Source organism: Hydrogenophaga sp. 70-12, from assembly GCF_001897365.1.
GTDB classification, from domain to species: Bacteria; Pseudomonadota; Gammaproteobacteria; order Burkholderiales; family Burkholderiaceae_C; genus Hydrogenophaga; species Hydrogenophaga borbori.
Window position 1 is genome coordinate 1 of record NZ_MKSS01000050.1, and the last position, 20,814, is coordinate 20,814.

General features: G+C 72.5%; 22 protein-coding genes. 9 read left to right on the forward strand and 13 right to left on the reverse strand.

The genetic code is table 11. From position 1 onward, the window contains the following. On the forward strand, window positions 1-350 hold a 350-nt coding region (erpA, locus tag BGO22_RS03560; RefSeq protein ID WP_502686422.1), incomplete at its 5' end, for an iron-sulfur cluster insertion protein ErpA. Between the two features lie 84 nt (window positions 351-434). On the opposite strand, the gene BGO22_RS03565 is transcribed toward erpA, so the two are convergent. Continuing rightward, window positions 435-1,766 (reverse strand): M23 family metallopeptidase, encoded by a 1,332-nt coding sequence (locus BGO22_RS03565; RefSeq protein ID WP_286849006.1) that lies wholly within the window; start codon window positions 1,764-1,766, stop codon window positions 435-437. 288 nt (window positions 1,767-2,054) lie between these two features. Here BGO22_RS03565 and tyrS point away from each other — a divergent pair, with 288 nt between their 5' ends. After that, complete coding sequence (tyrS, locus tag BGO22_RS03570) at window positions 2,055-3,317, forward strand: tyrosine--tRNA ligase (protein ID WP_286849007.1); 1,263 nt, start codon at window positions 2,055-2,057, stop codon at window positions 3,315-3,317. Window positions 3,318-3,376: 59 nt separating this feature from the next. Here tyrS and BGO22_RS03575 read toward each other — a convergent pair whose 3' ends face one another. The 4 genes from BGO22_RS03575 to BGO22_RS03590 form a co-directional block, all read right to left on the reverse strand. Continuing rightward, window positions 3,377-4,063, reverse strand: a complete 687-nt coding sequence (locus tag BGO22_RS03575; RefSeq protein ID WP_070400378.1) for an ankyrin repeat domain-containing protein — start codon at window positions 4,061-4,063, stop codon at window positions 3,377-3,379. Beyond that, entirely contained in the window at window positions 4,060-4,560 is a 501-nt protein-coding gene (locus BGO22_RS03580) for a GlcG/HbpS family heme-binding protein (protein ID WP_286849009.1), read from the reverse strand. The genes BGO22_RS03575 and BGO22_RS03580 overlap by 4 nt, the downstream gene beginning before the upstream one ends. Before the next feature lie 107 nt (window positions 4,561-4,667). Beyond that, the gene (locus BGO22_RS03585) at window positions 4,668-5,306 is read right to left on the reverse strand and encodes a response regulator transcription factor (protein ID WP_286849012.1); all 639 of its coding nucleotides are present in this window, start codon (window positions 5,304-5,306) and stop codon (window positions 4,668-4,670) included. After that, the gene (locus BGO22_RS03590) at window positions 5,303-6,748 is read right to left on the reverse strand and encodes a sensor histidine kinase (RefSeq protein ID WP_239478249.1); all 1,446 of its coding nucleotides are present in this window, start codon (window positions 6,746-6,748) and stop codon (window positions 5,303-5,305) included. Before BGO22_RS03590 ends, BGO22_RS03585 begins: the two co-directional genes overlap by 4 nt. A gap of 77 nt (window positions 6,749-6,825) precedes the next feature. Between BGO22_RS03590 and BGO22_RS03595 the strand changes: the two genes are divergently transcribed. From BGO22_RS03595 to BGO22_RS03605, 3 genes are read left to right on the forward strand one after another with little or no spacing between them, the layout of a single operon-like run. Then, a complete protein-coding gene (locus tag BGO22_RS03595) occupies window positions 6,826-7,752 on the forward strand; it encodes a cation diffusion facilitator family transporter (RefSeq protein WP_502686423.1) in 927 nt (308 codons plus the stop codon). After that, the gene (gene dtd, locus BGO22_RS03600) at window positions 7,749-8,192 is read left to right on the forward strand and encodes a D-aminoacyl-tRNA deacylase (protein ID WP_286849017.1); all 444 of its coding nucleotides are present in this window, start codon (window positions 7,749-7,751) and stop codon (window positions 8,190-8,192) included. Before BGO22_RS03595 ends, dtd begins: the two co-directional genes overlap by 4 nt. 37 nt (window positions 8,193-8,229) lie before the next feature. After that, window positions 8,230-10,026, forward strand: coding sequence for a DUF4153 domain-containing protein (locus tag BGO22_RS03605; RefSeq protein ID WP_286849019.1), 1,797 nt, complete (start codon window positions 8,230-8,232; stop codon window positions 10,024-10,026). Between the two features lie 31 nt (window positions 10,027-10,057). On the opposite strand, the gene BGO22_RS03610 is transcribed toward BGO22_RS03605, so the two are convergent. From BGO22_RS03610 to BGO22_RS03625, 4 genes are all read right to left on the reverse strand, one after another. Then, window positions 10,058-10,387 (reverse strand): YegP family protein, encoded by a 330-nt coding sequence (locus BGO22_RS03610; protein ID WP_070400371.1) that lies wholly within the window; start codon window positions 10,385-10,387, stop codon window positions 10,058-10,060. Window positions 10,388-10,476: 89 nt separating this feature from the next. Next, entirely contained in the window at window positions 10,477-10,959 is a 483-nt protein-coding gene (gene ybeY, locus BGO22_RS03615) for an rRNA maturation RNase YbeY (protein WP_286849021.1), read from the reverse strand. Next, on the reverse strand, window positions 10,959-11,393 hold the full coding sequence (locus BGO22_RS03620) for an MliC family protein (RefSeq protein ID WP_204744054.1): 435 nt from the start codon (window positions 11,391-11,393) through the stop codon (window positions 10,959-10,961). Before BGO22_RS03620 ends, ybeY begins: the two co-directional genes overlap by 1 nt. A 28-nt stretch (window positions 11,394-11,421) precedes the next feature. After that, window positions 11,422-12,396 (reverse strand): PhoH family protein, encoded by a 975-nt coding sequence (locus tag BGO22_RS03625; protein WP_070400368.1) that lies wholly within the window; start codon window positions 12,394-12,396, stop codon window positions 11,422-11,424. A gap of 108 nt (window positions 12,397-12,504) precedes the next feature. Between BGO22_RS03625 and ruvA the strand changes: the two genes are divergently transcribed. From ruvA to BGO22_RS03640, 3 genes are read left to right on the forward strand one after another with little or no spacing between them, the layout of a single operon-like run. Beyond that, on the forward strand, window positions 12,505-13,080 hold the full coding sequence (gene ruvA / locus BGO22_RS03630; RefSeq protein WP_070400367.1) for a Holliday junction branch migration protein RuvA: 576 nt from the start codon (window positions 12,505-12,507) through the stop codon (window positions 13,078-13,080). Further along, entirely contained in the window at window positions 13,081-14,139 is a 1,059-nt protein-coding gene (ruvB, locus tag BGO22_RS03635; RefSeq protein WP_204744055.1) for a Holliday junction branch migration DNA helicase RuvB, read from the forward strand. It begins immediately after the preceding gene. A 15-nt stretch (window positions 14,140-14,154) separates the two neighbouring features. After that, the gene (locus BGO22_RS03640; protein ID WP_286849027.1) at window positions 14,155-15,255 is read left to right on the forward strand and encodes an SPOR domain-containing protein; all 1,101 of its coding nucleotides are present in this window, start codon (window positions 14,155-14,157) and stop codon (window positions 15,253-15,255) included. Between the two features lie 15 nt (window positions 15,256-15,270). Here the strand turns inward: BGO22_RS03640 and BGO22_RS03645 are convergent, their stop codons facing one another. Next, window positions 15,271-16,416: a DSD1 family PLP-dependent enzyme gene (locus BGO22_RS03645; RefSeq protein ID WP_286849030.1), complete on the reverse strand. Its 1,146-nt coding sequence runs from the start codon at window positions 16,414-16,416 to the stop codon at window positions 15,271-15,273. Beyond that, entirely contained in the window at window positions 16,400-17,050 is a 651-nt protein-coding gene (locus tag BGO22_RS03650; protein WP_070400363.1) for a histidine phosphatase family protein, read from the reverse strand. The genes BGO22_RS03645 and BGO22_RS03650 overlap by 17 nt, the downstream gene beginning before the upstream one ends. 65 nt (window positions 17,051-17,115) lie before the next feature. Here BGO22_RS03650 and BGO22_RS03655 point away from each other — a divergent pair, with 65 nt between their 5' ends. After that, window positions 17,116-19,473, forward strand: coding sequence for a hybrid sensor histidine kinase/response regulator (locus BGO22_RS03655; RefSeq protein WP_286849033.1), 2,358 nt, complete (start codon window positions 17,116-17,118; stop codon window positions 19,471-19,473). A 6-nt stretch (window positions 19,474-19,479) separates the two neighbouring features. On the opposite strand, the gene BGO22_RS03660 is transcribed toward BGO22_RS03655, so the two are convergent. Beyond that, window positions 19,480-20,142, reverse strand: coding sequence for a DUF4136 domain-containing protein (locus BGO22_RS03660; protein ID WP_070400361.1), 663 nt, complete (start codon window positions 20,140-20,142; stop codon window positions 19,480-19,482). Between the two features lie 53 nt (window positions 20,143-20,195). After that, on the reverse strand, window positions 20,196-20,814 hold a 619-nt coding region (gene ttcA, locus BGO22_RS03665), incomplete at its 5' end, for a tRNA 2-thiocytidine(32) synthetase TtcA (RefSeq protein WP_286849037.1).

Genomic DNA, 20,814 nt, shown 5'->3' on the forward strand with positions numbered 1-20,814 from the left:
AGAACATCCAGACCGACATGCCCGCGCCGCTGGTCTTCACCGACAGCGCCGCCGCCAAGGTGGCCGAACTGGTGGCCGAAGAGGGCAATCCCGACCTGAAGCTGCGCGTCTTCGTGCAAGGCGGCGGCTGCTCGGGCTTCCAGTACGGCTTCACCTTCGACGAGGTCGTCAACGAAGACGACACCTCCATGAGCAAGAACGGCGTGACCCTGCTGATCGACGCCATGAGCTACCAGTACCTGGTGGGCGCCGAGATCGACTACAAGGAAGACCTGCAAGGCGCCCAGTTCGTGATCAAGAACCCCAACGCCAGCACCACCTGCGGCTGCGGTTCGAGCTTCAGCGTCTGAAGCGAGCCGGTTCGCCGGCCATGAAAAAAGGGAGCCATCGGCTCCCTTTTTTTTCTGGGAGGGACCTTGCGGGTCCCTCCGGGCTCAGCGGCCTTCGTCGGTGCTGGCCAGGGCCTGCTGCAGGCGGCCGGCGGCGGCGAGTTCCTGCCGCTGGGCCTGGGCGACCTGGTTGAAGGCGCCGCGCAGGTTCTCGGGCAGCTTGATGGCCTCGCTCTGGCGGGCGATCACCAGCGGGTCGCGGTGCTCGCCGTTGTCGCGGAACTCGAAGTGCAGGTGCGGGCCTGTGGACATGCCGGTGGTGCCGACGTTGCCGATGAACTCGCCCTGGCTCACGCGCTGGCCGGTGCGCACGCCGATGCGGCTCAGGTGCGCGAAGACCGTCACCTGGTTGTTGCGGTGGCGCACGTAGATGACGTTGCCATAGCCGCGCTGCACCCCGGCGAACTCGATCACGCCGTCGGCCACCGTGCGCACCGGCGTGCCGGTGGGGGCGGCGTAGTCCACGCCCAGGTGGGCGCGCTGGCGGCCAAGCACCGGGTGGAAGCGCATGCCATAGCCGCTGCTGACGCGCGAGAACTCCAGCGGCGAGGACAGGAAGTAGCGGCGCTTGCTGTCGCCGTTGAAGCCGTAGTAGCCGCCCTTGACGCCGGGCGCCTCGAACCACACCGCCTCGTGCGGGCGGCCGTCGTTGACGAACACCGCCGACAGGATGCGGCCGGTCTTCATCGGCTCGCCTTCGGCGCTCAGGGTTTCATAGACGACCTGGAAGCGGTCGCCCTTGCGCAGGTCGCGGCGGAAGTCGATGTCGCTGGCGAACATCTCGGCGAGCTGCACGGCCACCGCGTCGGGGATGCCCGCGGCGTCGGTGGAGGCGAACAGGGAGCTGCGGATTTCGCCACTGGCCAGGCGCGACGCGGCCTCCAGGGTGCCGGGTTCGAGCCGGGCGCTCAGGCCGTTGTTGCCCCGCTCGACCACCAGGCGCAGAAAGCCACGATCGTTCTTCGGATCGGGCCAGCGGGCGGTGAGGCGCTGCAGCACCTGCTGCGGGGTGGCCTCGGCGTGCACCAGGCGGCTCTGGCGCGAGGCCAGCAGCTGGCGCGCCAGGGGGTTGCGGGCCATAAAGGCCTGGGCCTCGCCGTCGTTCACGCCCAGGCGCAGCAGCAGCGACTGGGGGGTGTCGTCGTTGCGCGTGGTGTCGCTGCGGTACAGGGTCCAGGGCTGGGGGCTGGCGAGCACCGGACGGGCCTCGGGGGGCAGGTCGGCGCTGGCGGGAATGGCGGTGTACAGGGGGGTGGCGGTCACCGGCAGGGCTTCCACCACCTGGCGCACCGGAAGGTCGGCGGCGTCGGGCGCCAGCGGCGCGATGCCGAAGGCGGTGACCCCGGTGCCGAGGAGGAGGACGCCGATGCCCCCCATGACGCGACGGGGGTGCTGGGCAATCGATTCAGCGATCTGTTGGCCCCATTGGGCCGCGGCGTTCAGGGTCTGGCGTATCAAGGTCGGTCATCCATGAAAGGGCCGGTGGGGGCGCAGGGCCTCACACCGGCATCCAGGGAGTGAGCGGGCAGCGACGCGAGAAGTTCACGCCACAGGCCGGGCTTTACGTTGGTGCGGGAGCTAGTGCAAAAAGCACGCCAACTAAAATCCGGCGATAGCCGGCAAGTGTAGCGGGCTGGCGATCCGTCCCTATCGGAAGAAACACGTATGAATAACGGCTTATCTATTTCCACCTTGCCGGACAGCCCCACCAGCGGCGGCGAGGCCCTGACGGACGGCGTGCGACACGCCCTGGCGGTCACCCGCCGGGGCTGCGAAGAATTGATCCCCGAGGCGGACTGGGCGCAAAAATTGTCACGTTCCGAGCGCACCGGCACGCCGCTGCGCATCAAGCTCGGCCTGGACCCGACGGCGCCCGACATCCACATCGGCCACACCGTGGTGCTCAACAAGATGCGCCAGCTCCAGGACCTGGGGCATACAGTCATTTTTCTTATCGGCGACTTCACTACGCTGATCGGCGACCCCTCGGGGCGCAACAGCACGCGCCCGCCGCTCACGCCCGAGCAGATCAAGGCCAACGCCGAGACCTACTACAAGCAGGCCAGCCTGGTGCTGGACCCGGCGAAGACCGAGATCCGCTACAACAGCGAATGGAGCCTGCCGCTGGGCTCCATGGGCATGATCCAGCTCGCGGCCAAGTACACCGTGGCGCGCATGATGGAGCGCAACGACTTCCACCAGCGCTTCACCGCCGGCACGCCGATCAGCGTGCACGAGTTCCTCTACCCGCTGATGCAGGGCTACGACTCGGTGGCGCTCAAGAGCGACCTCGAGCTCGGTGGCACCGACCAGAAGTTCAACCTGCTCATGGGCCGCCACCTGCAGGCCGAGTACGGCCAGGAGCCGCAGTGCATCCTGACCATGCCGCTGCTGGAGGGGCTGGACGGCGTGGACAAGATGTCCAAGAGCAAGAACAACTACATCGGCATCACCGAGGACGCCAACACCATGTTCGCCAAGGTGCTGAGCATCTCCGATGAGCTGATGTGGCGCTGGTACACCCTGCTGTCCTTCCAGTCGATGGAGGCGATCGAGGCGCTCAAGCGCGAGGTGGCGGGCGGCCGCAACCCCAAGGACGCGAAGGTGATGCTGGCCAAGGAGATCACGGCGCGTTTCCACAGCGCGGCGGCGGCCGAGGCGGCCGAGCAGGACTTCATCAACCGCTCCAAGGGCGGCGTGCCGGACGAGATTCCCGAGGTGTCGCTGACGGGCGCGCCGCTGGGCATCGCGGCCCTGCTCAAGTCGGCCGGCCTGGCGCCGTCGAGCAGCGAGGCCAACCGCCTCATCGACGGTGGTGGCGTGCGCGTGGACGGCTCGGTGCTGAGCGACAAGGGCCTGAAGCTCGCCGCCGGGACCTACGTGGTGCAGGTCGGCAAGCGCAAGTTCGCGCGCGTGACGCTGGGCTGATCCGATCCGGCGCCGGGCCGCGCCCTGCAAGGGGCGGCCGGCGCAGCCTGGGGGCGCGCTCAGCGCGCCCCGGCTTTTTCCAGCATCGCCACCATGGCCGCGTGGCCGCGCGAGCGGGCCAGCGCCAGCGGCGTGTGGCCGCTGCGGTCGGTCAGTTGCAGGTTGGCGCCGGCGTCGATCAGCGCCTGCAGCGTGGCCTGGTGGCGCGGGCCGCCGTCGCCCAGCACGACGGACTCGATGGCGGCCGTCCAGTGCAGGTTGTTCACGTGGTCCAGCGGCGCACCAGCCGCGATGAGCTGGCGCACCACGCCTTCATGGCCCAGGTGGGCCGCCGCGATCAGCGCGGTGCCGTCGTAGCGGCTGGTCACCAGCTTCGCGCTCGCGCCGCCGGCCAGCAGCAGGCGCAGGGTGTCTTCGTCGTCGGCCACGGCGGCGATGGTGACGGCGTCGTAGCGCCCGTGTTCCAGGGCCGCGTGGTTGGCGCCGGCCTGCAGCAGCGCCCGCACCGCCTCGCGCTGGCGCGCGAAGGTGGCCACATGCAGCGGCGTGCGGCCGGCGCCGTCGGTGGCCTCGATGGCCGCGCCCGACTTCAGCAGCCGCGCGATGGCGGCCACATCGCCGCGCTGCGCCGCGGCGTGCAGGCCCTGGTAGGCCGCGACCTCGCCGGGCGAGGGCGGCACCTGGGCCCGCGCGGCGCCCGCGAACGCGGTGGCCAGCGCCAGCGACAGCAGCGCGCGCCGCTTCATTGCAGGGCCGCTTTCACCTGCTCCAGCGCGGCCAAGGCGCACTGCTCGTCCAGGTGGCCGCCGGGCGCGCCGCCCACACCGACGGCGCCGATCACGTCGTTGCCCGCGCGCACCGGCACGCCGCCGCCGAGCAGCAGGTAGCCGGGGATGTCCTTCAGGTTGGCCGCGGCCGGGTTCTTCTGCGAGGCCTCCATCATGGCCAGCGTGGTGTTGCGCGCGGAGGCCGAGGTGTAGGCCTTCAGGCGGCTGGCTTCCAGGGTGTGCGGGCCGGCGTTGTCGGCGCGCTGCATGGCGCGCACGTTGCCGGCGCGGTCCACCACGGTGGCGGTGACGGCATAGCCGCTGGCGCTGCAGGCGGCCACGGTGGCGGCGGCGATCTGGTTGGCCAGCGCCAGCGAGACGTTGCGCTCGCTGAGGACGGCGCCGCTCTGGGCTTGGGCGAGGGCGCTGGCGCCGATCAGGGCGAGGGCCAGGGCGGTGCGGATGGGGGTGTTCATGAAGCGGGTCTCCGTGACGGCGTTGCGGTTCGATCAACCGTGCCCGCACTGTAGGAAGCGCCCGCCGCGCGCACCATTCGCGCGGCTACGGGCGCGGCTGCGTAGAACTACGCGGTGCCCGTCTCGTTCACCAGGGCCGCGTAGCCCCGCACCAGCTGGGCGAGCGAGTCCACGCCCAGCTTCTCGAACACGTGGGCGCGGTGCGTTTCCACCGTGCGCGGCGACAGGTCGAGCGCGCGCGCGATGGCCTTGTTGCTCAGGCCCTCGACGATGAGCGCGAGCACCTCGCGTTCGCGCGGTGAGAGCTGCTGCCAGCGCTCGCGCGCGGCGCGGTCGGTCTGCGCGCGCTGGCGCAGTTGAACGTGCTGGCGCACGGCCTGCTGCAGGGCCTCGATCAGGGCCTCGTCGTCCACCGGCTTTTCCAGGAACTCGGCCGCGCCGGCCTTGAAGGCGCGCCGGCACATGTCCACCGTGCCGTGGCCGGTGAGCATGATCACGGGCTGATCCACGCCCTGCGCCACCAGTGTGTCGAGCACGCCCAGGCCGCTGATGCCGGGCATGCGCACGTCGAGCACGATGGCGCCGATGCCGTCGCGCTCGAAGCCGGCGAGGAAGGCGCGCGGATCGGCCCAGGCCACCACGCGCAGGCCCACGGTGCCGATCAGCAGCGCGAGGCTGTCGCGCACCGCCTCGTCGTCGTCGATCAGGTGCACGGTGGGGGAGCGCGCGTCGCTGGCGGTGTTCATGGCGGGGTCCCGGTGTCGAGTGGCAGGTGCAGCGAGAACAGCGCGCCACCGCCGGGCGCGGCGCCCGCGCCCAGGCGGCCGCCTTGCGCCTGCGCGAGCGATTCGCTCAGCGTCAGGCCCAGGCCCAGGCCGCCCTCGCGGGTGCTGAAGAAGGGCTCGAACAGGCGCGACAGCACCTCGGGCGGCAGGCCCGGGCCGGTGTCGGCCACGTCGAGCACGGCCTGCCCGCCCTCGCGCCGCACGGCCAGGCGCAGCTCGCGCGGGCCGCCGGCCTGGCGGTCCATGGCCTGCAGGGCGTTGGCGATCAGGTTGTGCACGATCTGATCGATGGCGATCGGATCGGCCCGCACCACCGCCGGGTCGCTGACCAGCCAGCGCACGGCCACGCCGCGCCGGTCGATCTCGGGCTGCAGCAGGTGCAGGGCTTCGCGCACGCAGGCGCCGAGGTCCAGCGCGCGCTGTTCGGCCGCGCCGGCCGGCGGCTCCAGGCCGCGCCGCAGCCGGGCCAGCACCTCGGCCGCGCGGCGCGCCTGCGCGCCGGCGCGGCCCATGGCCTCGCGCGCGGTGTCCAGCGCGGGCGGCTCGTCGGCCAGCAGGCGCTGCGCGGCCTGGGTGCTGGCCAGCACGGCGGTCAGGGGCTGGTTCAGTTCGTGCGCCAGGCCGGCCGCGAATTCGCCCATGGCGTTGAGCCGGCCGAGTTGGCCCAGGCGCAGCAGGGCCTCGGCGCGCTGGCGGGCCTCGCGCAGGCGCAGCGCGTGCGCCAGGGCGGCCAGCCCCGCCAGCACGGCGAGCGCCCAGGCGCCCATGCCGAGCCAGGGCAGTTCGCCCCAGCCGACCCAGCGCGTGGCCACGGCGTGGAAGGGTTGGCTCTCGGCCGCCACCACCTTGTCGAAGTCAAAGCGCCAGCCCTGGGTGAGCGGCTGGCCGGCCTGCAGGGTGTGCGACTGGCCGTTCCAGCGCAGCGCCACCCGCACCGGGCTGCGCGCCCGGTCCATGGGCCAGTCGGCCTCGGGTACCAGGCCGTCGAGCGCGATGACCAGCGCATAGGCGCCGCCGCCCGCGGCGCCCAGCACCAGCGTGTAGCGGCCCGCGCCCAGGTCGCCGTCGGCCATGGCCCCGCGGCCGCTGGTGCGCGAGGCCGCCTCGGCGTGCGCCAGCGCCGGCTGCAGCCAGGCCTCGTCCGGCGCGCGCGCGATCACGCTCAGCAGGCGGGGGTAGATCGCGCTCAGGCGCGGCAGGGCCTCGGCCCGTTCGGGCTCCAGCAGGGCCAGGGTGGCGAGCACCGCGTCGTGCTGCACCACCTGCTGGCTCAGCAGCCGGTGCACGATGCGCGCGTCGGTCTCGAAGGCCGCGCGCTGCGCCTCCAGGCCGCGCTGGGCGATGAACCACGCCCCCAGCAGCGACAGGGCCAGGCCTGCCGCGATCCAATTCAGCCGGGACATCCACGCGCGTCGCATGGCGGCGATTCTGCAACGTCCGCCGAACCATGGTTCAGCGGGCCTGGGCCACAATGCCGCGCGTGATCACCCCGCTGCTCGACCGACTCACGCCGCGCCGCCTGCTGCAGGCCTCGATCGCCGTGGCCCTGCTCACCATCGCACTGAAGACGGCCGCCTGGTGGCTCACCGGCTCGGTCGGCCTGCTGTCCGACGCGCTCGAGTCCCTGGTCAACCTGGCGGGCGCGAGCTTCGGCCTGCTCATGGTCACCATCGCCGCGCGCCCGGCCGACGCCGAGCACCCCTACGGACACTACAAGGCCGAGTACTTTTCTTCCGGCTTCGAGGGGGTGCTCATCATCGCGGCCGCGGCCGGCATCGTCTGGGCCGCGGTGGGGCGCCTGCTGCAGCCCCAGCCGCTGGAGCAACTGGGCCTGGGCCTGTGGCTGTCGGTCATCAGTTCGGTGTTCAACGGGGGGCTGGCCTGGGTGATGCTGCGCGCCTCGCGCGCGCACCGCTCGGTCGCGCTCGAAGGCGACGCGCGCCACCTGTTCACGGACGTCTGGACCTCGGTCGGCGTGGTGCTGGGCATCGGCCTGGTGGCCATCACCGGCTGGCTCTGGCTCGACCCCGTGCTGGCCATCCTGGTGGCGCTGAACATCCTGCGCGAGGGCCTGCACCTCATCAAGGACGCCGCGCAGGGCCTGATGGACGAGGCGCTCGACCCCGAGCTGCAGTCCGGCATCGAGCGCGTGCTGGCGGGCTTTGCCCAGGGGCAGCCGCTGGTGCGCTTCGACCACGTCACCACGCGCAAGGCCGGCCAGCGCCGCTTCGCCGACCTGCACATGCACCTGCCCGCTGCCTGGCCGCTGGGCCGCGCGGCGGCGCTGCGCGGCGAGGTGGAGCAGGCGCTGATGCAGGCCGTGCCCGGCCTGCGCGCCAGCATCCAGCTGCTGCCCACCGGCGTGGAAGCGCTGGCTGTCAAAGAATCCGAGGAGACCCTCCAGTGATCGCCCTGCTGCAACGCGTGAGCCAGGCCCGTGTCGACATCGCCGGCGAGACCGTGGGCGCCATCGGCCCCGGCCTGCTGGCGCTGGTCTGCGCCGAGCCCGCCGACACACCGGCCGTGGGCCTGAAGCTGCTCAACAAGGTCCTCAAGCTGCGCGTCTTCGCCGACGGCGCCGGCAAGATGAACCTCAGCCTGCAGGACGTGGGCGGCGGCCTGCTCATCGTCAGCCAGTTCACCCTGGCGGCCGACACCTCGGGCGGCAACCGCCCGGGCTTCACCAACGCCGCGCCGCCCGCGCTCGGCGAATCGCTCTACGATGCCTTCGTGGCCGCCGCGCGCGCCGCGCATCCCCAGGTGGCGACCGGCCGCTTCGGCGCCGATATGCAGGTGCACCTGGTGAACGATGGTCCGGTGACGATCCCGATGCGCCTGACGGCCTGAGCGCGCGCCGGTGCCCGGGCGCTTTCAGGAGAACCGCTTGAACACCCCCGCCGCCCCCGAATCCGAGGCCCGCGCCCACCTGCTGGTGGGCGCCCTGCAGGCCGCACTGGCCTACACCCTGTACGAGACCGCGCGCCGCGGCGCCTGGCCGGCCACCGAGGCCGCGGCCTTCATGCCGCTGTTCCTGCTGATGGCGCTGGCGCCGCTGGGCTTCTACCTCGCCAGCGCGGCCCCGCTGCAGCGCCGCGTGGCGATCGCGCTCGGCGTGGGCGCGCTGGCCCTGGCCATCGGCGCCTACCACGGGCTCACCGTGGGCGGGCTGGCCGAGCGCGCGCGCGAGCAGGGGCCTTTCCGCGAGGAAGACTACCTGCGCCCCACCTTCGTGCTGGGCCTGGCGCTCATGGTCGCGGTGCCCGCCGCCGCCGTGGCGCGCGAGGGCCGCGTGCGCTACGAGCCCTGGTTCGACGCCTTGCTGCACAACACCCTGCTGCTGGCGCAGGGCGGGCTGGTCACCGGCCTGTTCTGGCTGGTGATGTTCAGCGCGGCGGCGCTGTTCCGGCTGGTGCGCCTGCCCTTCCTGGGCGAACTCATCGAACGCGGCGAGTTCTGGATTCCCGCCACCGCGCTGGTGTTCTCCTACGGCGTGTCGCTGGCGGTCACGCAGCGCACCGTGGCGCGCTTCCTGTTCGAGCGGCTCACGCAGCTGTGCGGCTGGATCTACCCGTTGGCGGGCGCGCTGGGCGTGGCCTTCGTGGCGAGCTGGCTGGTGCAGGGCGTCGAGCCCCTGTTGCAGACGCGGCGCGCGGCCTTCCTGCTGCTGTGGTTCGCGGTGCTGTGCGTTCTGCTGGTCAACGCCAGCTCGCGCGGCGGGCTGGACGCGCCGCGCTACCCGCGCTGGCTGCGCCGCGCCCTGTCGACCGGCCTGTTGGTGCTGCTGCCCATGGTGGCGGTGGCGCTGTACGCGCTGGGCCTGCGCATCGGCCAGTACGGCTGGACGGTGGACCGGCTCTGGGGGCTGTTCGTGGCGATCGTGGTGGCGGTGTTCGCGCTGGGTTATGCGCTCAACGCCGTGGCCGAGTGGCTGGGCCGCGCCGAGCGCTGCCTGGTGCCCGCCACCAACGCCGTGGCCGCGGCGGTGGTGGTGCTGGGCATCCTGGCGCTGCTGGGCGGCGCCATCGACCCGCGCCGCGTGAGCGTGAACGACCAGCTGCAGCGCCTGGCGCGGGGCACCAGCGACGAGCAGGACCCGATCCGCTACCTCGCGCGCGAGGGCGGTGTGTTCGGCCGGCGCGCCCTGCAGGCCCTGGCCGCCGACGACCCGGTGTTTGGCGGCGTGCCCGCTGCACGCCAGGCGCTGGCGCGCGACGCCCTGAGCGACCCGAAGACGCGGCGCGAGCGCCTGGCTGAGCGGCTGCGCGCCCTGCCGGTGTTCCCGCCGGACGCCACGGCGCCGCCGGCGCTGCTGGAGGCCCTGGCGCGCGACGGCGGCTTGCCGGGTGCCTGCGAGGCCCAGACCTGCCTCATCTGGCGCCTGCCGCCCGAGGTGTTGGGCGATGGGGCCTATGCGCTGCTCGCGCGCCAGGCGCCGGGCGCGCGTGACGCGGGCGGCGCGCGCATCTGGCGGGCCGACGAGCACGGGCAGTGGGCCGTGCGCGGCCACCTGCCCGGCCAGGGCCTGGACACGAACTGCGCGCCGCAGGCCGGCCACCAGGCCCTGTTCGACGCCGTGCGCGAGGGCCGGGTGGAGCTGCTGGTGCCACCCGGGCGCGACCTGGGCGTCGGCGGCCTGCGCTTTCCGGTGCAGCGCTGGAACGGCGCGCGCGACTGCGGCTGAGCCACCGTTCGCGCGCGCCCGTCGCGCGGGATCAGGGCTCGCGCACGTCCTTGCTGGGGCCGTTGGCCTTCACCGAGTCGATGCCGTTCTGGCGCGCGGCCTCGGAGGAGTACATCTGGCTGGTGCCGATGACCTGGCCGTTCGAGGCCTTCAGGTTGAAGTAGGGGCTGCCGTCGCTGGCCGTCTTGAGCTCGTAGCGCTCGCTCAGCGGCGAGTTCTTCTGCACCGACTCGATGCCGCCCTGGGCCGAGGGCTTGGCCTCGTACTGCTCGCTGCGCAGGATCACCTGCGCGTTGCCCGCCTTGAGCACGAAGGAATACTGACCTTTGCCGTTCTTCGTGAGTTCGTACCAGCCTGCCATGGACGCTCCTCGGTTGGGGTGGATGACCAGCCCATGCTAGCGAGCGGGCGAGGCGGCCGGGCGCCTCGCCCCGGCGTTTTGCTGGGGATTTACCCGGGCTTGCGGGGGCGGCGCGATCGGGCGTAGGGATCGGGCTGGCCCAGCGCGGCCAGCACCTCGGTCTCGCGCGCCTCCATGGCCTCGGCGTCGGCCTCGCTGGTTTCGTGGTCCCAGCCCTGGGCGTGCAGGGCACCGTGCACCAGCAGGTGCGCGTAGTGCTCGGCCAGGGGCTTCTTCATCTGTTTCGCTTCGGCCGCCACCACCGGCGCGCACAGCACCAGGTCGGCCATCACCAGGGGCTCCTGGGCGTAGTCGAAGGTGAGCACGTTGGTGGCGTAGTCGCGGCCGCGGTAGTCGCGGTTGAGGGCCTGGCCCTCATCGGCGTCGACGATGCGCACGGTGAGTTCGGCGTCGCCATCGAGCGCGCGGCGCAGGCAGCGCGCCACGAAGGCGCGCGGCAGCGCGGCGCGGTGCTCGGCCACGCCGTCGAAGCGCGCGAACTGCAGCGACAGGGTGAGCGCGGGCAGGGCCATCAGCTGGCCACCTTGCCGGCCTTGAGGGAGGGGAGCGAGCGGCAGTTGGCCAGCAGCGTGCGCTCCTGCGCCGTGTGGTCGGCCGCCAGGAAGCTCAGGAAACCTTCCTCGCCCTTGGTGTTCCAGCGCAGGCTGTGCTGTTCGTCCAGCGCGATGTAGCGCACACCCGAAGCGCTGGGCCGGCTCTTGAGCAGCGCCGTGCGGCCCTGGTGGTGCAGCGCCGCGAAGCTGTCGCCATGGCCGAATTCCAGGTAGGCCACCTCGATCTCGGCGCCGCCCTCGCAGCGGTAGCGCACGGTCTCGCTGCTGTAGCCCGGGCCCTGGATGCTGCCCTGGGTGGCGGGCGCCGAGGGGTGATGGTGCAGCGCGCAGCCGCCGGCCAGCAGGGCGGCGGCGAGCGGGGCGGCGAGGGTGAGCGGTCTGGTCGGTGGCATGCGGGTCCTCCCTGAGGGTTGGCGCGGGTCAGCCGGCGCGGCGCCGGCGGGCCGGTTCGGCCTCTTCGCGCGACGGGCTGCGGGCCTCGTAAGCGTCGACGATGCGCGCCACCAGGGGATGGCGCACCACGTCGGCGCTGGTCAGGCGCGTGAAGCCGATGCCTGGCACGCGCTTGAGCACGCGCTCGGCGTCGATCAGGCCGCTGAGCTGGGTGCGCGGCAGGTCGATCTGGCTCACGTCGCCGGTGACCACGGCCTTGCTGCCGAAGCCGATGCGGGTGAGGAACATCTTCATCTGCTCGGGCGTGGTGTTCTGCGCCTCGTCCAGGATGACGAAGGCGTGGTTGAGTGTGCGCCCGCGCATGAAGGCCAGCGGCGCGATTTCGATCTGCTGGCGCTCGAAGGCCTTCTGCACGCGGTCGAAGCCCATCAGGTCGTACAGGGCGTCGTACAGCGGGCGCAGGTAGGGGTCCACCTTCTGGCCCAGGTCGCCGGGCAGGAAGCCCAGCTTCTCGCCCGCTTCCACGGCCGGGCGGGTGAGCACGATGCGCTGCACCGCGCTGCGTTCCAGCGCGTCCACCGCGCAGGCCACCGCCAGGTAGGTCTTGCCGGTGCCCGCGGGGCCGATGCCGAAGGTGATGTCGTGCGCGGCCATGTTCTCCAGGTAGCCCGCCTGGTTGGGCGTGCGCCCGCGCACCTCGCCGCGGCGCGTCTGCAGGCTCAGCGCGCCCTCGCCGGGGTCTTCCAGCGCGGTGTTGCCGTTGAGCATGAGCTGCACCTGCTCGGCCGGGATCGGGCCGCGCGCCATCTCGTACAGGGCCTGCAGCACTTCCATGGCGCGCTGCGCCTTGGCCTTGGGGCCTTCGACGCGGAACTGCTCGAAGCGGTGCGCCACCTTGACCTGCAGCGCGGACTCGATGGCGCGGATGTGGGCGTCGAGCGGCCCGCACAGGTGGGCCATGCGGGTGTTGTCCGGTGGGCTGAAGGTATGTCTGAGAATCAAGCCGATAATCCTGAGGAAAAAGATGGCCCCCAACCCTGGCTTCGCCAGGCCCCTCTGAGGGGCGCGGTCGTTCCCGGGGCGACCCGGCGAACGACCAAAAGGACACCGATGATAGGCAAGTTGAGCGGCACGCTGCTGGAGAAGAACCCGCCCCAGATCCTGCTGGACTGCCATGGCGTGGGCTACGAGGTGGACGTGCCCATGAGCACCTTCTACCACCTGCCCGCCAGCGGCGAGCGGGTCTCGCTGCTGACGCACTTCGTGGTGCGCGAGGACGCGCAAATCCTCTACGGCTTCGCCACCGCGCCCGAGCGCGACGCCTTTCGCCAACTCATCAAGATCAGCGGCGTGGGCCCGCGCACCGCGCTGGCGGTGCTTTCGGGCCTGTCGGTGAACGACCTGGCCCAGGCCGTGAGCACGCAGGAGACCGGGCGCATCGTCAAGGTGCCCGGCATCGGCAAGAAGACGGCCGAGCGGCTGCTGCTGGAGCTCAAGGGCAAGCTCGGCGTGGACCTGGGCCTGCCCGCGGGCGCCACGCGCAGCGACGCCCAGGCCGACATCCAGCAGGCCCTCATGGCCCTGGGCTACAACGAAAAGGACGCCGCCGCCGCGCTCAAGGCCCTGCCGGCCGAGGTGGGCGTGGCCGAGGGCATCAAGCTGGCGCTGAAGGCGCTGGCCAAATAAATGAGCATCCAGACCGACGACTTCGCCCCCGCGCCGCGCGTGATCTCGCCGCTGGCGGGTTCGCCCAAGGAAGAGGCGATCGAGCGCGCGCTGCGGCCCAAGCTGCTCGACGAGTACGTGGGCCAGATGAAGGTGCGCGAGCAGCTGGAGATCTTCATCGGCGCCGCCAAGAAACGCGCCGAGGCGCTGGACCACGTGCTGCTGTTCGGCCCGCCCGGCCTGGGCAAGACCACGCTGTCGCACATCATCGCGCAGGAACTGGGTGTGAACCTGCGCCAGACCAGCGGGCCGGTGCTCGAAAAGCCCAAGGACCTGGCGGCGCTGCTGACCAACCTCGAGCCCAACGACGTGCTCTTCATCGACGAGATCCACCGCCTCTCGCCGGTGGTGGAGGAGATCCTCTACCCCGCGCTGGAGGACTACCAGATCGACATCATGATCGGCGAGGGCCCGGCGGCGCGCAGCATCAAGCTCGACCTGCAGCCCTTCACGCTGGTGGGCGCCACCACGCGCGCGGGCATGCTCACCAACCCGCTGCGCGACCGCTTCGGCATCGTCGCGCGGCTGGAGTTCTACTCGGCCGAGGAGCTCGCGCGCATCGTGCGGCGCAGCGCCGGGCTGCTCAACGCGCCCATCGACGAGGACGGCGCCTTCGAGATCGCGCGCCGCTCGCGCGGCACGCCGCGCATCGCCAACCGCCTGCTGCGCCGCGTGCGCGACTACGCCGATGTGAAGGGCAGCGGCCGCATCAGCCAGGACATCGCCGAGCGCGCCCTGGCCATGCTCGACGTCGACCCGCAGGGCTTCGACCTGATGGACCGCAAGCTGCTGGAGGCCGTGATCCACCGCTTCGACGGCGGGCCCGTGGGCCTGGACAACATCGCCGCCAGCATCGGCGAGGAGCGCGACACCATCGAGGACGTGATCGAGCCCTACCTGATCCAGCAGGGCTACCTGCAGCGCACGCCGCGCGGACGCACGGCCACGCTGGCGGCCTACCGCCACCTGGGCGTGAACCCGCCGCGCACCGAGGGCGGCCTGTTCGGCGCCGCCGACTGAGCCGCCCACCCCGCCATGTCCAGCGCGCCGACCCCCGCTCCCCCGGACACCGCGGCGCTGGCCAGCGCCACCGAGGCGCTGTACCGCGCGGCGCTGGGCCCGGGCCGCACGGCCGACTACCTGCCGGTGTTCGCGCGCTTCGACGAGCGCGGTCTGGCGGGCACGCACTGGAACCACGCGGCGGCCTGGCTGAACCTGAACTGGCTGCTGTACCGGCGGCTGTGGCGCCAGGCCCTGCTGTACGCCCTGGCCCTGGCCGTCGCGCTGGGCCTGTGGTGGTGGGCGCGGGGTTTCATGGCGGTCTGGCCGGCGGGCGTGCGCTGGGGCCTGCTGGCCTCGATCGGGGTGCTGGCGGTGGTGGTGCCTGGCTGGTGGGGCACGGCCTGGCTGCACGCCGACGTGCGCCGGCGCATGACCGAGGCCGTGCGCCGCGCGCGCACGGTGCAGGAGGCCTGCGGCCTGTTGCAGCGCGGTGGGCCGGGGCGCTGGGCCTGGGTGCTGGCGCTGCTGGCCCAGGTGGCGTTGCTGGGCACGCTGGGGCTGCGCACGGGCGGTGGCCCCGTGGCGGCCGCGCCCGAGCCGGTGCTGGCGCCGCGGGTGGTGGCCGAGGCCCCGGCTCCCCCGCCCGCCCCCGTGGCGGCGCCCGCGCCGCCGCCGTCCACCGAGGGCGTGGTCGAGCCCGTGTCGCCGGTGTCCCCCGCCGTCTCCCCCGGTGGGGCGGTGGTGGTGGGCGCGGTGACCTCGGAGGCGCCCACACCGGCCCCGGCCCTGGCAAAGCCCGCCGTGGCCGAGTCGACGCCCGCACCGGCGGCGCCCGCTGCCGCGCCGCCGTCCCCCGGCGCGAGCGGCGACAGCGCCGGCACCACCGACGCGCCGCGTCCTCGCTGGCACGGCCACGGCGTGAACGTGGGCATCTTTGGCGACCCGGCCAACGCCGAGCGCGCGGCCACGCGGCTGCGCCAGGCCGGCCTGCCGGTGCGCAGCGACCCGGTGGAGTCGGCGCGCGGCCCGCTCACGCGCGTGCGCGTCGGCCCGTTCCAGACGCGCGAGCAGGCCGAGGCCGCGGCCGAGACCGTGCGCAACCTGGGCCTGGAGGCCCGCGTGTTCGGCCCCTGAGGGCGCGCCGGTCGCTCAGTCCAGCGCGCCGCGCGCGTCCACCCGCAGCACGCGCTCCACGCGGCCCGTGAGCAGGCCGCCGCGCACGCCGATCAGGTGGTCGTGCAGGTTCACGGTGGGGTCGCAGTGGCCCGGCACCAGCCAGACCGTTTCGCCCAGCGCGGGCAGGGCCGGGCCACGCAGCACGCCGTGCTCGTCGCCGCCGTTGGCGAACGCCAGTCCCTCGGGCAGCCAGACGCGCGGCAGGCCGCTGTCGATGGCATGGCTCTTGTGGCCGGCGTCGACCACGGCGCGCCCCTCGGGCCGGCTCATCACCTGCGCCTTGACGAACAGCGCGTGCTCGAAGGCCGGTGCGCTCTCGTCGGCGGTGTTGGCGGCGTAGTCGGCGTCCATGAAGAGGTAGGAGCCGGCCTGCAGCTCGCCCCACTGGCCGCTGGCCGCCTCGTGCACGAAGGTGCCGGTGCCCGCGCCCGTGACCAGCGGCACCGCCAGGCCCGCGCCCTCGATGAGCGCGCGCGTGTGCGCCACGGCCTCGGCGGCGTGGGCCACGGTGGCGCGGCGCTGCTCGGGCGTGCGCTGGTGCTGCGCCGCGCCGTGGTAGGCCTGCAGGCCGGCGAAGCGCAGCACGGCGTGCGAGGCGACGGCCCGCGCCAGTGCCACGGCCGGCTCGCCCGGCGCCGCGCCGCAGCGGCCATGGCCCACGTCGATTTCCACCAGCACATCGATCGAGCCCGGTGCCTGCACGCCGGCCTCGGCCAGGGCGCGCGCCAGGCGCTCGATGCCGAGGGCGCTGTCGACCGCCAGGGCGAAGCGCGTGCCGCCCGCGCGCACGGCGCGCGCCAGCCGCGCCAGCTTGGCCGGGTCCACCACCTCGTTGGTGATGGTGATGTCGGTGACGCCGGCGGCGGCCAGCGCGAGCGCCTCGCCGGTTTTCTGCACGCACACGCCCACGGCGCCGTGCGCCATCTGCAACTTCGCCAGCTCGGCGCACTTGTGCATCTTGGCATGCGGGCGCAGCCGCAGGCCGCGCGCCCGGCACCAGTCGGCCAGCCGATGCAGGTTGCGCTCCATGGCGTCCAGGTCGATCACCAGCGCGGGCGTGTCGATGGCGGCCACGCCCTGGCCGACCAGGCCGTGGAAACGCTCAGGCGCTGCGCTCATCCAGCACCCCTTCGTCGTCGTTCACCTGCAGGTGGCCCACATCGCCCCAGCCCACCAGGGCCAGGCCTTCGGGCGACCACAGCAGGCGGTTGATGGCGCAGTTGGCGAGCTGCCAGCTGCGCGGGGCCTGCAGCTCCAGGCGGGTGGCGGCGCGGTAGAGCACGTCCAGCACGCCGCCGTGCGCGACCAGCAGGATCTGCTCGCCCGGATGGCGTGCGGCCAGTTCCAGGGCCGCGCCCACCACGCGCTCGCGCAGCGCCAGCAGGGTTTCGCCACCGGGCGGCGCGAAGTCGGGCATGCGCTTGCGCCAGGCCAGGGTTTCGGTGGGGTAGCGCAGTTCCAGTTCGTCCCAGGTGTGGCCTTCGAAGCGCCCGAAGCCACGCTCGCGCAGGCCGATGTGCGCGTGCACCGGCAGGGTGCGCGTCTCGGCCACCGCCTGGGCGGTGTCGCGCGCGCGCTTGAGGTCGCTGCTGTAGATGGCGGCGATGGGCTCGTCGCGCAGGGCCTCGGCCAGGCGGCGGGCCTGCCAGCGGCCGTGGTCGTTGAGGTCGATGTCGGTGTGGCCCTGAATGCGCGTGTCGCGGTTCCAGGCGGTCTCACCGTGGCGCACGGCCAGGAGGCGGGTGACTTGCAAGGGGCGTCCGTGGGGGTGGGTCGATCTGGATGAAATGTACCGGGCCTTGCGAGACAATGCCGCGCATGGCCACGCCCGATGGCGACTTCTCATCGCTGTTCAACTTCCTGCCGATCGGCGCCTACCGCAGCGCCCCCGACGGCCGGATGATCCGGGCCAACGAGGCCCTGGTGCGCTTCAACGGCCACGACAGCGAAGCCTCGCTGATCGCTGGCGTCGGCGACATCGCCGCCGAGTGGTACGTGGACCCGCGCCGGCGCGACGACTTCCGTCGCCTGCTGGAGCGCGACGGCTTCGTGCGCGGCTTTGTGTCGGAGGTGTTTCGCCACAAGACACGCGAACGGGCCTGGGTCAGCGAGAACGCGCACGCCGTGCGCGACGCGGCCGGCCAGGTGCTGCACTACGAAGGCACGGTGGAAGACATCACCGAACGCGTGCTGCAGCAGCGCTCCATGCGGGAGCAGCAGGAGCGCATGCAGGCGCTGGCCGACCAGATCCCCGGCGTGGTGTTTTCGATCGTCGTGCGCCACGACGGTACGCGCCGCTACCGCTACGTGAGCTCGGGCGCGCGCGAGTTGCTGGGCGTCGAGCCCGAGGCCCTGGTGAACGACCCCACGCTGATCTCGCGCCTGCTGCACCCCGACGAAGCCCCGCGCCTGGTGTCCGAGACGCAGGCACTGCTGGATGGCAAGGCGGTGCTCTCGGGCGAATTTCGCGTCGTCACACCCGAGGGGGTCCTCAAGTGGGTGCACAACCGCTCCTGTGAGGTCTACCGCGACGAGGAAGGCGTGCACCGCGTGGGCGTTCTGCTCGACATCACCGAGCCCAAGCGCATGGAGGAGGCGCTTCACCGCAGCGAGGCGCTCTGGAAGATGGCGCTGGAGAGCGCGGGCGACGGCGTGTGGGACTGGAACCTGGCAACGGGCGAGGAATACCTGTCCGACAGCCTGCTGTCGATGTACGGCTATTCGCGCGAAGACGTTCATGGCTTCGCCTCCGACCTGGACGAGCGCACGCACCCGGACGACCTGGCCGCCATGCTCGTCGCGCGCCAGGCGCATTTCGAGGGGCGCATACCCGTCTACCGCAACGAGCACCGGGTTCGCACGCGCGATGGCCGCTGGATATGGGTGCTCACGCGCGGCGCCGCGGTGGAGCGCGACGCCCAGGGCCGCCCGACGCGCCTGGTCGGCACGCACACCGACATCACGGAGATCAAGCAGGCGGAGGAGCAGCAGCGCCAGTTCGAGGCGCAGTTGCGCGAGCGCCAGAAGATGGAGGCCATCGGCACCCTGGCCGGCGGCGTGGCGCACGACTTCAACAACCTGCTGGCGGCCATCCTGGGCAACCTGGTGCTGGCCCGCGAGGACGTCGGACCCGAGCATCCCGCGCAGGAAAGCCTGGCCGAGATCCATCGCGCGGCCATCCGGGCCCGCCAGCTCGTGCAGCAGATCCTCACCTTCAGCCGCCGCCAGGCCCAGACCATGGAGCGGCAGGCCCTGTTGCCCCTGGTGGAAGAAGCGCTGCGCCTGATGCGCACGCTGCTGCCGGCGGGCGTGCGCCTGGACACGCGCCTGTCGCCGGCGCCGCTGTGCGTCATGGCGGATGGCACCCAGGTGCAGCAGGTGCTGATGAACCTGTGCAGCAACGCCTGGCAGGCTTTTGCGGGCCGTGCTGGCGAGATCACCGTGGCCCTGGGCGCCGAATCCGTCGACGCCGCCCGGGCGCTGCGCCTCGGGGGCATGGGCCCCGGCGACTACGCGTGCCTGAGCGTGGCCGACAACGGCCCCGGCATGGACACCGACACCCAGCGGCGTGTGTTCGAGCCCTTCTTCACCACCAAGCCGCCAGGGGAGGGCACGGGCCTGGGCCTCGCGGTGGTGCACGGCATCGTCAAAGCGCACAAGGGCACCATCACCCTGGACAGCACACCCGGACACGGCACGCGGTTCGATGTCTACCTGCCGCTGGCGCCGGGCGATGGCACCCCTGGCATGCCCTTGACCGAAGCGCGGGACGACCCGGGCGCGCTGCGCGCGCTGAGCGGACGGCATGTGCTGTACGTGGACGACTACGAGGCGCTGGTGGGGCTGGTGCAGCGCCTGCTCAGTCGCCAGGGCGTGCGGGTGACGCCGTTCGTTTCGGGGCAGGCGGCCATCGACTGGCTCGCGGCACATCCCGGAGAACCCGCTGATCTGCTGGTGACGGACCAGAACATGCCGGGTCTGTCGGGCCTGGAGGTGGCGCGCGCCGCGCGGGCGCTGCGCCCCGACTTGCGCGTGGCCATCGTGTCGGGGCAGGTGAACGAGTGGCTGGTGGACGAGGCCGCCGCCGCCGGGGTGCGCGAGGTGCTGTCCAAGCAGGACAGCATGGACGCGTTGGCGCAGGCGATCCGGGAACTGTTGGCCGCTGCCCCCGCCTGAGGCGCCTCAGCGTGGCACTTCGATGTTGACCTGCCGCAGGCCCGCGGGCGGCGCCGGGAAGCCCTGCAGCGCGGCGTCGAGCATGGCCGTCCACAGCGCGGGCGTGCTGTTCCAGCGGCCATCGTGCGCGGCGCGCGTCTCGTACACCACGCGCCCGCTGGCGGCGTCGCGGATCACCAGCGACACCGCGCGCTGGTAGTAGGGCGTCTCGAAGCGAGGGGCCATCATGGGAAAGAAGACCACCTGGCCGGTGCCCGTGACCACGTAGTCGCGCCCGGGCATGGCGAAAGGCGATCCGAAGGGCCCCCAGCCCCAGGTGTCCCAGGGATCTTCCCAGGGCGCGCGCGGCAGGCGCACGTTGCTGGCGCCCACCTGAACCGCCCAGGGGGCCGACACGTTGGCGGCGGCGCGCGTCCAGCCCAGCTTGGCCAGCGCGGCCTCGGCGTAGCGCTCCAACTCGTCCTGGCCGCGCGCGGCGCGCTGGTCCTGCTGCTGCGAGGGCAGGCGCTCGAAGCGGTAGACCTGCGGCGGCGCGGGCACCGCCGCGTTGGCCGCGCGGTCCTGCCAGCGCGGAAAGCTCTCCACCTGGTTGTCGACCAGGATGACGGACGCGCAGCCCGACAGCAGCAGCGCGGCCAGGGCAAGGGCGAAAAGGCGGATCGAGGGCATGGACGTCTCCTGCATTGAGGGGCCCTTCGTGGCTGGCGTGGTGCGACTGCGCCTCAGCTGGCTTCGGTGGCGATGGGTATGACCGCGCGCGGCGCGGCCGGGTTCCCCTGCGGCGCGGGCGCGGCGCAGGCCTCGGCGGCCGGCGCGGCCACGGGCTCGTCGTCGAAGGCCTTGTCGCCGCTGTCGTCCGGCACGCCGGTGGCGCGCAGCGTTTCAAACGGAAACAGCGCGCGGTCCATCAGGTGGCTGGGCACCACGTTCTGCAGCGCGCTGGCCATGTTCTCCACCCGGCCGGGGTACTTCTTCTCCCACTCGCGCAGCAGGTTGCCCACCTGCTTGCGCTGCAGGTTTTCCTGGCTGCCGCACAGGGTGCAGGGAATGATGGGGAACTGGCGCAGCTCGGCCCAGCGCACCAGGTCTTTCTCGGGCACGTAGGCCAGGGGGCGGATCACCACGTGCTTGCCGTCGTCGCTCACCAGCTTGGCCGGCATGCCCTTGAGCTTGGCGCCGAAGAACAGGTTGAGCAGCAGGGTCTGCAGGATGTCGTCGCGGTGGTGGCCGAGCGCGATCTTGGTGGCGCCGAGTTCGTCGGCCACGCGGTAGAGGATGCCGCGGCGCAGCCGGCTGCACAGGCTGCACAGGGTCTTGCCCTCGGGGATCACGCGCTTGACG

Bases quoted from the DNA above. Each gene is read 5' to 3' on its own strand.
- ybeY (WP_286849021.1), bottom strand. From the start codon at position 10,959: ATGGCCCTGCCCGCGCTCACCCTGTCGCTGCAGTTCGCGCGCTTCGAC.
- BGO22_RS03580 (WP_286849009.1), bottom strand. From the start codon at position 4,560: ATGAACACCCCCATCCGCACCGCCCTGGCCCTCGCCCTGATCGGCGCC.
- BGO22_RS03655 (WP_286849033.1), top strand. From the start codon at position 17,116: ATGGCCACGCCCGATGGCGACTTCTCATCGCTGTTCAACTTCCTGCCG.
- BGO22_RS03575 (WP_070400378.1), bottom strand. From the start codon at position 4,063: ATGAAGCGGCGCGCGCTGCTGTCGCTGGCGCTGGCCACCGCGTTCGCG.
- BGO22_RS03585 (WP_286849012.1), bottom strand. From the start codon at position 5,306: ATGAACACCGCCAGCGACGCGCGCTCCCCCACCGTGCACCTGATCGAC.
- BGO22_RS03610 (WP_070400371.1), bottom strand. From the start codon at position 10,387: ATGGCAGGCTGGTACGAACTCACGAAGAACGGCAAAGGTCAGTATTCC.
- BGO22_RS03640 (WP_286849027.1), top strand. From the start codon at position 14,155: ATGTCCAGCGCGCCGACCCCCGCTCCCCCGGACACCGCGGCGCTGGCC.
- BGO22_RS03645 (WP_286849030.1), bottom strand. From the start codon at position 16,416: ATGAGCGCAGCGCCTGAGCGTTTCCACGGCCTGGTCGGCCAGGGCGTG.
- ruvA (WP_070400367.1), top strand. From the start codon at position 12,505: ATGATAGGCAAGTTGAGCGGCACGCTGCTGGAGAAGAACCCGCCCCAG.
- tyrS (WP_286849007.1), top strand. From the start codon at position 2,055: ATGAATAACGGCTTATCTATTTCCACCTTGCCGGACAGCCCCACCAGC.
- BGO22_RS03590 (WP_239478249.1), bottom strand. From the start codon at position 6,748: ATGTCCCGGCTGAATTGGATCGCGGCAGGCCTGGCCCTGTCGCTGCTG.
- BGO22_RS03660 (WP_070400361.1), bottom strand. From the start codon at position 20,142: ATGCCCTCGATCCGCCTTTTCGCCCTTGCCCTGGCCGCGCTGCTGCTG.
- BGO22_RS03565 (WP_286849006.1), bottom strand. From the start codon at position 1,766: ATGGGGGGCATCGGCGTCCTCCTCCTCGGCACCGGGGTCACCGCCTTC.
- ruvB (WP_204744055.1), top strand. From the start codon at position 13,081: ATGAGCATCCAGACCGACGACTTCGCCCCCGCGCCGCGCGTGATCTCG.
- BGO22_RS03620 (WP_204744054.1), bottom strand. From the start codon at position 11,393: ATGCCACCGACCAGACCGCTCACCCTCGCCGCCCCGCTCGCCGCCGCC.